Here is a 9,789-nt window from a genome sequence, read left to right as displayed (position 1 = left end):
CCGGTGGCCGTCCTGGCCGCCGCCGAAAGCGCGGCCGCGTACGCCGTGGCCGCCGACGACACCCGTGGGCTCGGCGACGAGACCGTCGCCCTCCTGACCCGCGCGGGCTTCGCACGCCACTTCGTGCCCCGTGTCTGGGGCGGCACGGAGGGCACGTTCGCCGGCCTGGTCACGGCGGTGACCGCGGTGGGGGAGGGGTGCGCCTCCGCGGCCTGGTGCGCGGCCCTGTGGGCGGCCCACGGCCGGTTCGCGGCGTACCTGCCGCACGAAGGGCAGCGCGACCTGTGGTCGGCCGGTCCCGACGTGCGGATAGGCGCGGCGGTCAGGCCCTCGGGCGAGGTGCGCCGGCTGCCGTCCGGCTGGCTGCTGAGCGGCGAGTGGGAGTGTGTCAGCGGCGTGCACTTCGCGGACTGGCTGCTGCTGTCCGCGGTGGAACCCGGCACGGACGGCGTGGCCGGGCTGCGGATGTTCGCCGTACCGAGGGGCGACTTCCTCGTACGGGACTCCTGGCACAGCAACGGGATGCGCGGCACCGGCAGCCACACGGCGGTGCTGGAGCCCGTTCTCGTACCCGAGCACCGCACCTTCCTCATGGCGGACCTGCTGGCAGGGGCGCCCGGCCCGGGGCGCTCGCGGTGCCACACCGTCCCGGGCCACCTCGTCGGCGGCCTCCTCTTCTGCGCCCCGGCGCTCGGCGCGGCCCGCCGCGCCCTGGCGGAGTGGACGTCCTGGGCGACCCGGGCCCAGGCCCGGGGCCGGCTGCAGGACGACGGCGGCCGCCTGCACCACGCCCTGGCGCGCTCGGCCGACGACATCGACACCGCGGAACTCCTCCTCCAGGAGACGGCCCGCTGCGCCGACACGGGCACCCGAGCCGAGACGGACGTCCTCAGGAACCGCCGAAGATCAGCCGCCGCCGCGCACCTTCTCGTGGACGCCGTCGAGCGGCTCTTCCGCACGGCGGGCATGCACGCCTGCGGCCGACCCGGTGTCCTCGAACGCAGCTGGCGGGACGTCCACACGGTCGCCGCCCACCAGATGCTGCGCCGGGAAACGGCGGCGATGGCCTACGCGGCGTCCGTCTTCTCCTCGCTCACCGAGCACCACGCCCCGGTCGCAGGCCCCCGGCCGGCCGCACTCCGGGAGGTCTCCGCCCCGTGAGCGACGAACCGATGGGCTATCAGGATGGTTCTGTCCCCGCCTACTTGGTCTTCTGCGACGTGGACGAAACCCTCATCCGCTGCAAGAGCGGCGTCGAGTTCCTCCGCCACTACTCCGAGTTCCGGCACGGGGCCGAGGGGTTGCGGGGTACCGAGGAACTGCTGGCGGACCTGTACGCGCGGCTGGCTCGTGGGCTGCCGCGCGAGGAGGCCAACCGGGAGTACCACCGGGCCTGGCGGCGCTGTCCGGTCGACGACGTCGAGGACCGGGCCCGCGAGTGGTACCGGGAACGCAGCCGGGCCGCGGACTTCTACATCACCGCGACGGTAGACGCCCTGCGCCGGCACCGGGCCGAAGGCGCGGCCGTCGCCCTGGTGTCCGGATCGTTCCCGTCGCTGCTGCCCCTCGTCGCGCAGGCGGTCGGCGCACAGTACGTGCTCGGCGGCCGGCTGGAGCGCTGCGGCCGCGTCCTGACCGGCGAACTCCTGGGCCGGCCCGCGATCGGCGACGGCAAGGCCGCGCTGGTACGCGAACTCCTCGCCCGCCACCCCCACATCGACGCACAGGACTGCTACGCCTACGGTGACCACACCTCCGACCTGCCCATGCTGCACACGGTCGGGCACGCGACCCTGGTGACCCCCGACGGTGCCCATGCGCCGGTCGTACAGGCAGCCGTGCTCTGACGCGCGCCGAACGCGCCGATCGGGCGCCGGACCCGATCGGCGCGTCCCGGACGGCAGGGGGTCGGCTCAGACGCCGGGTGTACGACGACATGGCCTGGCGATGCCGTCCCTGGATGTTCCGACATGACATGTCGCAGTCGGAGGGCGACCTGCTCGACCCCGACGGATCGCTCCGAGACGAGCGGCTTCACATGGCCTTCTCCGAACCCGACCGGGCACCGTATCTCCTGATGAGCGGTGCCCGGCCCTCTCTGTCCGCCTTGGGTGAGACGTCCAGCTTCGCCGGGTCAGCCCGAGAGGGCACGGCAGGAGAGCCACCCCTTCATGACCAGCACCACGCCCGCCGGATCCGACCCGGCTCCCCGGCCGAAGCGCCGCACCTTCAGCCCGGAGTACGAGCTGCGGACCGTGGCCGAGTACGACGCCGCGCCCGAGAACGAGAACGGCTCGGTCCTGCGCCGCGAGCGCCTGTACCACTCGCACGTCAAGGAAGGGCGGGCCGAGCGGGATGCCGGGGCCCTGGAGAAGCTGGTCGACAAGCGCACCCACCGGTGCCGGCGGTCCCTCGCCTGTCGTTCGGGGGTCCCGCTCCTTGCGGTGGCACCTCGAAAGGGCGGTGCCGGCCGGGAGCGGAGGCGAGTACACCGATGTGACCGAAGGCCGGTCCGGTGCGGACCCAGGCTGTGGCACACCTGGGGGGAAGCTGGAAGTGCTGGGGGCGTGGGTGACCGATTGCCGGTCAGAGTTGCGGGAGAACGACCGTCGGTTGCTGGACATGGCGGCGATGGCGGCGAATACGCTGCTGAGGATCATCGACGGCGAACACGTGGACACCCTGCGCCTGAACTGGCCACCGGCTCCTCACACCTGACCGGCCGAGGAGCGGCACTCCGGGCCGTCGCCCACCCCCGCGCGCCGGGGCGGGCGACGGCCCGGCGCGCCGTGGAGTTCGGCGGCGCGGTCCGGCGTTCCGGTCCGGCGGCGCAGTCCGCGCGAGCGGCCGTCGTCAGCGCGCCGTACACGGGCGGCGGCGACCGGTTCACCGCAATGTCACGCACGTGGGACCCGGAGGCCGATATCCCGTGCTTCGAATGCTTCCTGCGGGACAGCCCTTAGGGGGGTGGTAGGGGAAAAGGAAGGGGGAGGGTGGAACGAATTGCTGCGATAGCGTCACGGCCCGCATCGATTCACTTCACCGAGAGAGTGTGTAATCCATGGGACGTTCGCCGCAGTCATTTGAATTCCCTGCCTGGCCGCAGTACGGCGACGAGGAGCGGACGGCTCTGCACCGTGCTCTCGACCAGGGGCAATGGTGGCGTATCGGGGGGAGTGAGGTCGACACCTTCGAGGAGGAGTTCGCCGATTACCACGGCGCACCGTACGCGCTCGCGGTGACCAACGGGACGCACGCGCTGGAGCTCGCGCTGCAGGTCCTCGGGGTCGGCCCCGGCTCGGAAGTCATCGTTCCCGCATTCACTTTCATTTCTTCCTCGCAGGCGGCCCAGAGGCTGGGCGCGGTCGCCGTTCCGGTGGATGTCGACCCGGAGACGTACTGCATCGATCCCGCTGCCGTCGCCGGCGCGATCACTCCTCGGACCAAGGCCGTCATGCCCGTCCACATGGCCGGTCAGGTGGCGGACATGGACGCGCTGGAGAAGATCTGCGCCGACGCGGGCGTGGCGATCCTCCAGGACGCGGCCCACGCCCACGGCGCGCGGTGGCAGGGGAAGAGGGTCGGTGAGCTGGGATCCGTCGCCGCCTTCAGCTTCCAGAACGGCAAGCTCATGACCGCGGGCGAGGGAGGGGCCGTGACGTTCCCGACCCGTGAGCTGTACGACGCCGCGTTCCTGCGGCACAGCTGCGGGCGGCCCCCGACGGACCGCAAGTACTTCCACAACACCTCGGGCTCCAACTTCCGGATGAATGAGTTCAGCGCGTCGGTCCTCCGTGCCCAACTCGGGCGGCTGGCAGGGCAGATCGACACGCGTGAGGAGCGCTGGCCGCTGCTGGCGAGCCTGCTCGCCGAGATCCCCGGCGTGGTACCTCAGGGCAGGGACGAGCGCAATGACCGCAACCCGCACTACATGGCCATGTTCCGGGTCCCCGGCCTCGGTGAGGAGCGCCGCAACGCCCTCGTGGACACCCTGATCGAGCGGGGGCTGCCGGCCTTCGTCGGCTTCCGCGCCATCTACCGCAGCGACGGCTTCTGGGAGTCCGCCGCTCCGGACGAGACCGTGGAGGAGATCGCCCGGCGCTGCCCGAACTCCGAGGCACTCACCCGGGACTCCGTCTGGCTGCACCACCGGACACTGCTGGGCACCGAGCAGCAGATGCACGACATCGCGGCCGTCGTCGCCGAGAGCATGGCCACGGCGTGAACCGGCCCGTCCGTGTCGTGGTGGTCGGGATGGGGTGGGCGGGCCGGGAGATCTGGCTCCCCCGGCTGACGCGGCATCCGGCCTTCGAGGTCATGGCCGTGGTGGATCCGGTGGCAGGCCCGGTGGACTCCGGGACCCCGCTGCTGGGTGACGTCGCGGAGATCGAGTCCGGCACGGTCGACCTCGCGGTCGTCGCCGTGCCGAACCACCTGCACGCCGACATCGCCGAGGAGCTACTGCTCCGGGGCATCCCCGTGTTCCTCGAGAAGCCGGTGTGCCTCACCTCCGCCGAGGCCGGCCGTCTCGCCGAAGCGGAGCGCGCCGGAGGTGCGGTACTGCTCGCCGGCAGCGCGTCCCGGTACCGGGCAGACGTCCGGGCCTTGTACGAGCGGACGTCGGCGGTGGGACGGATCCGTCACATCGACGTGTCCTGGGTGCGGGCCCGTGGCGTCCCGGACTCGGGGGGATGGTTCACACAGGCTCAGCTCTCGGGTGGGGGCGCGCTGGTTGACCTCGGATGGCATCTGCTGGACAGCATCGCGCCGATCCTGGGGCCGGCCGCGCTGACGCAGGTGGTGGGCACGTCGTCCGACGACTTCGTCAACACCTCGGGCGCGCGGGCCGGCTGGCGTGACGGTCCGGAGGCTGCGGGCGCCGGCGCGGGAGGTGGCGACGTCGAGGACACCGCCCGGGGTTTCCTGGTCACCGAGGACGGCGTTTCGGTCGCGCTCCGCGCGAGCTGGGCGTCGCACGAGGCGCACGACGTCACGCTGATCAGGGTCGAGGGCAGTGCGGGTGTGGTCTCGCTGCGTTGCACGTTCGGGTTCAGCCCCAACCGCGAGGGCGGGTCCGACCTGACGTTCACCAGCGACGGTGAGACAGCGCGGGTGCCGTTCGAGGCCGAGCGGATCGGTGCGGAGTACGACCGGCAGCTCGACGAACTGCCCGGGTTGCTGGGCGAACCGGCCATGACCGGACGGGCGGTGGCGGACGCGCTCCGGAACATCGGGGTGATCGAGCGTCTGTACGCCTGTGCTCGGCAGAACGTTCCGAACGACGACGAGACCGGGGAGTACCGGATGGACAGGCGCGTAACGGGGCTCACGGGGAACACGCCCGTGGTCGGCCCGCTGGAGCACCCCAGAAGTGTGGTCGTGTTCGACCTCGACGGAGTGCTGGTGGACAGCACCGAGGTGATGCGCGAAGCGTTCTCGATCGCGTACGCGGAGGTCGTGGGCGAGGGACCCGCGCCGTTCGCGGAGTACAACCGGCACCTGGGCCGGTACTTCCCCGACATCATGCGGATCATGGACCTTCCCCTAGAGATGGAGGAGCCCTTCGTCAGGGAGAGCTACCGGATGGCTCATCTGGTGCCCCTGTTCGACGGAGTACCGGAGATGCTGCACACGCTGCGCGAGCGGGGCATCCGGCTCGCCGTGGCGACGGGGAAGAGCGGGCCGCGGGCACGCTCGTTGCTGTCGCAGCTGGGGGTGCTGGATCTCTTCGACCACGTGATCGGGTCCGACGAGATCGCTCGCCCGAAGCCGGCTCCGGACATCGTCCTCAAGGCGCTGGAGCTGCTCGGGGCCGACCCCGACAGCGCGGTGATGGTCGGCGACGCGGTGACCGACATAGCGAGCGCACACGCTGCGGGAGTGGCCGCGCTGGCGGCACTGTGGGGTGAGTCGGACGAACCGGCGTTGCTGGCGGCCGCGCCGGACGCGGTACTCCAGAAGCCGGGGGACCTCCTGGCGCTGTGGCCGGCCGGAGCTCTCGGCTGACCGGCCCGACCGACCCCTGGGCCGGCCCGCACCGTTCCGGACGCTGTTGGCAAATCGAGTGTGGGCGTGACGACGGCCTGTACGACCCCGTTGGGGTTGTGCGGGCCGTCGTCGTATTGAGGGGTGGGTTCGGTACGTTGCGTGAGGTGGATCTGGGGGAGATCCCGAAGGAGACCGCTGGGCCGGCACGTGTGGTGTTCCCGAAGGGTTGCCTGGTGATGCGGATGCGGGATGTGCTCGGGCCGGTGTTCTCCTGCAGAGCGACGGCCGGGAGCTGCTGGACGGGCCCTTCGTACGCCGCTGCGAGGTCCTGGAAGCCTTGTTCACCTCGTGCCGCTACTCGCTGGTGCCGCATCGGCCAACGTTCGCTCTGTTGCGATCGTGTCTGCGCCGCGTCGAAGTTCGCGAGGCGTCCTGCCCGCGGGACCCATTCGACGCGGGCGTGCGGGTGCGAGCGGGCGAAGTCCCTCTCGCCAGCAGCTGGTGACGATCTCGGCAGCACGGTTCGCAACGCTCCGCGCCTGGAGTCCGCGGTACGTGTGCCGGCGAGTGCCTCCCGGACTCCGGCGCCGGCTCGACTTCCGTGATGCCGTAGCTTTCGGTCATGCATGCCCCGTAAGTTGAGCTCAGGAGTGGCTGTTGGCCACCCGAGCAGTCCTCCATGGAGTGCTGACCCGACTCGTCCCGACGACCGAGGATGATGTGGACCTTCTGGCCCAATGGTTCGGTTCCCCAGACTTCGTCGCGTGCTGGGGCGGCGTACCGATGTCGCGTGACCAGGTGGCGCAGATGTACGTCGGGCGGCGACGGCCGCATGTGGAGTCATACCTCGTGCCGGCGCAGTGTTCGGGCACGCCGGTGGGTTACGCGCAGTACTGGCACGCGGGCGTGGCCGAAGGTGGTGTCGACATGGTGTTGGGACCGCAGGCGCGAGGCCGGGGCCTGGGCCCGGATGCTGCTTGCGCGCTCCTGGCGCACTTGGGCGGGAACCTCGGTTGGCGGCGTGTGACAGTCGATCCTCTGAGAGAGAACCTGCGGGCAGTGCGCGCCTGGGAGAAGGCCGGCTTCCGGAAGGTCTCGAACGAAGCCGACGACCTCCTGATGGAGTTCAGCTCTTCCGCGGTTCGCAGGGAGTGACCGCCTTCGTCACTCGCCGTGCGGTCTTCACAGGGTTGTCGATGTCGGCGTGGTCAGCTGCTCGCACGAGCTGAGGCGCTTCGGACTGCAGGATGAGGGGAGACTCGGATGGGTTCGTTCGATGTGCTGTTGGACGATGAACGCGTCCAGCTCGATGCGTTCGTGGAGGAGTACCGGAGCGCCATCGAGGCGACCTTGGACGGCCTCACCGAAGAGCAGGCCCGCCGGCGCCTCGTCTCATCCGCAACGACGTTGCTCGGACTGCTCAAGCACGTCACGTGGATGCAGCGGGTGTGGTTCGAGGAGTGCGTCGGCGGCGCATCCCGTCGGGAGCTCGGCTTGGTGCAGACCCCGGACGAGTCCTTGGAGATCGCCGACGACGACACCGTCGCCTCCGTCACGGCGGCCCACCAGGAGGCCTGTGGGCGGGCCCTTGCGGTGGTCGCCGATTTGCCGCTGGACAAGGTCGTGACCGGTCACCGAGCCGGCCCGCGCACACTGCGTTGGGTGTACCTGCAAGTCCTGCGCGAACTGGCCCACCACTGCGGGCACGCGGACATCCTGCGCGAGCAGCTACTTGCCGGCGGCCCCGATCCGAAGCCGGAGACAACGGTATAGAAGCCGGATCGGTGACCTCGTCGTGTTCGTCCAGGGTGGCCAGTGGCTCCGGACCCGCACGTCCTCGTTCTCGATGGTGGTGTGATCTGGCATGAGGCCGGCAACGGCTGCAGCCTCACAGGGCAGATGGTGGCGGTCTTGTCGTAGCACCACAGAGGACACGGTCCAGACCGACAGCGTCCGTACGGTGCGGGCCGGCCCACCCATGACGGGCCCCTGTGGCCCGGTACCGCCACGGGACGGACCGCACCCGTACGGCCGGCCCGGCTCGGGGTGTCATGCGGCCCGGAACCCCGCGGAGTTAGGGATGCCCTAGGGGGCCGGTAGGGGTAGGGCGCGGGATGGGCGCGACCGAGACTGAGCGGTGACTCGCCCACTTCCGTGGGTGGCAACGGATACCGGCCCGTGCGAGGTGCCTCGCCGACCGACGGAGTGGTGAGATGCTGCGTACCGAACTGATACGGCCGCTGCCTGAACTCCTGAAGGCGCACGCCGACCGGTTCGGGGACAAGGTCGCCTTCCGGGACGCCCGCCGGAGCGTGACCTACGCCGAGCTGGAGCGCCGCTCGGGTAACATCGCCGGTCACCTCGTGCAGATGAGGCTGCAGCCGGGCGACTGCGTGGCGATCTACCTCGGCAACTGCGTCGAAGTCATCGAGAGCTACCTGGCGGTCGTCAGAGCGGGTGCCATCGGCTCGCCGTTCAATCCCCGTGCCACCGACGCCGAACTCTCGTATCTGCTCGAGGACAGCAACGCACGCGTCGTCATCACCGACGCCGCCCACGCCGCCCAGCTCGGACGGGTCCTGGCGGACCGGGGTGACGTGCGGGTCGTCATCACCGGCGACGCGCCCGAAGGGGCGTTGCGCTTCGAGACCCTCGCAGGTACCGAACCGGCTGTCGGGCCCCGGGACGACCTGGGACTCGACGACCTCGCGTGGATGCTCTACACCTCGGGGACCACGGGCCGGCCCAAAGGCGTCCTGTCCACGCAGCGCAACTGCTTGTGGTCGGTGGCCGCCTGCTACGCACCCGTGCCGGGGCTGAACTCCGAGGACAGGGTGGTGTGGCCCCTTCCGCTGTTCCACAGCCTGTCCCACATCGCGTGCGTGCTCGGTGTCACCGCGGTCGGCGCGACGGCCCGGATCGTGGACGGGTTCGAGGCCGATGAGATCCTGGACGCGCTGCGCAAGGACTCGGCGACCTTCCTCGCAGGTGTGCCCACCATGTACCACTACCTGGTGCGGGCTGCGCGCCGGCAGGGCTTCAAGGCGCCCCACCTGCGGATGTGTCTCGTCGGCGGAGCCATCACCACTGCGTCACTGCGCCGCTCGTTCGAGGAGGCCTTCGGGGCGCCGCTGCTCGACGCGTACGGATCCACCGAGACGTGCGGTTCCATCACCATCAACTGGCCGACCGGCGCCCGGGTCGAGGGTTCCTGCGGTCTTCCGGTGCCCGGTCTCGGTGTGCGTCTCGTGGACCCGGAGACCGGAGAGGACGTCCCCGCGGAGCGTGAGGGCGAGGTCTGGGTGAGCGGGCCCAGCGTGATGGCCGGCTACCACAACCAGCCCGAGGCCACAGCCGAGGCGATCCGGCACGGCTGGTACCGCACCGGCGACCTGGCCAGGCGCGACGCCGCCGGCTACTTCACCGTGACCGGGCGCATCAAGGAACTCATCATCCGCGGTGGGGAGAACATCCACCCCGGTGAGATCGAGGAGGTCCTCCGGCGGGTCCCGGGCGGGGCGGACGTGGCCGTGGTCGGCCGGCCGCACGAGACGCTCGGTGAGGTGCCGGTGGCCTGTCTGGTGCCCGGGCCCGAAGGGCTGGACCCACAGGCGCTGTTCGCGGCCTGCCGTGAGGAGCTCTCCTACTACAAGGTGCCCGAGGAGCTCTACGAGATCGCCCGGGTGCCCCGTACGGCATCCGGCAAGATCACCCGCCACGTCCTCCTCGAACAGCCCGCGCGACTGCGCGCGGCCGGAGCCAGTCACTACGAGTCGCTGTTCCGGCTGGACTGGATTCCGC

At 70.7% G+C, this 9,789-nt stretch carries 8 protein-coding genes; all 8 read left to right on the top strand.

Going from position 1 to position 9,789, the window contains the following annotated elements:
• A partial coding sequence (locus tag IH13_RS0131025) for an acyl-CoA dehydrogenase family protein (protein ID WP_234433457.1) occupies nucleotides 1-1,161 on the top strand: 1,161 nt, incomplete at its 5' end.
• The gene (locus IH13_RS0131020) at nucleotides 1,158-1,847 is read left to right on the top strand and encodes an HAD family hydrolase (RefSeq protein WP_051835988.1); all 690 of its coding nucleotides are present in this window, start codon (nucleotides 1,158-1,160) and stop codon (nucleotides 1,845-1,847) included. The genes IH13_RS0131025 and IH13_RS0131020, both read left to right, overlap by 4 nt.
• A gap of 724 nt (nucleotides 1,848-2,571) precedes the next feature.
• Nucleotides 2,572-2,718: a hypothetical protein gene (locus tag IH13_RS43695; protein WP_158791426.1), complete on the top strand. Its 147-nt coding sequence runs from the start codon at nucleotides 2,572-2,574 to the stop codon at nucleotides 2,716-2,718.
• A 343-nt stretch (nucleotides 2,719-3,061) separates the two neighbouring features.
• On the top strand, nucleotides 3,062-4,225 hold the full coding sequence (locus IH13_RS0131005) for a DegT/DnrJ/EryC1/StrS family aminotransferase (RefSeq protein ID WP_031089524.1): 1,164 nt from the start codon (nucleotides 3,062-3,064) through the stop codon (nucleotides 4,223-4,225).
• A complete protein-coding gene (locus tag IH13_RS45855) occupies nucleotides 4,222-6,006 on the top strand; it encodes an HAD-IA family hydrolase (protein WP_063837518.1) in 1,785 nt (594 codons plus the stop codon). Before IH13_RS0131005 ends, IH13_RS45855 begins: the two co-directional genes overlap by 4 nt.
• Before the next feature lie 639 nt (nucleotides 6,007-6,645).
• Nucleotides 6,646-7,143, top strand: coding sequence for a GNAT family N-acetyltransferase (locus IH13_RS0130995; RefSeq protein ID WP_031089520.1), 498 nt, complete (start codon nucleotides 6,646-6,648; stop codon nucleotides 7,141-7,143).
• 108 nt (nucleotides 7,144-7,251) lie between these two features.
• Nucleotides 7,252-7,761, top strand: a complete 510-nt coding sequence (locus tag IH13_RS0130990) for a DinB family protein (RefSeq protein WP_031089518.1) — start codon at nucleotides 7,252-7,254, stop codon at nucleotides 7,759-7,761.
• Between the two features lie 440 nt (nucleotides 7,762-8,201).
• Nucleotides 8,202-9,789, top strand: a 1,588-nt coding sequence (locus IH13_RS38970; RefSeq protein WP_031089516.1) for a class I adenylate-forming enzyme family protein, incomplete at its 3' end; no start/stop codon positions are given.

This window comes from Streptomyces sp. NRRL WC-3549 (assembly GCF_000721935.1).
Taxonomy (GTDB): Bacteria; Actinomycetota; Actinomycetes; order Streptomycetales; family Streptomycetaceae; genus Streptomyces.
This window is presented reverse-complemented; position numbering and strand designations above follow the sequence as displayed.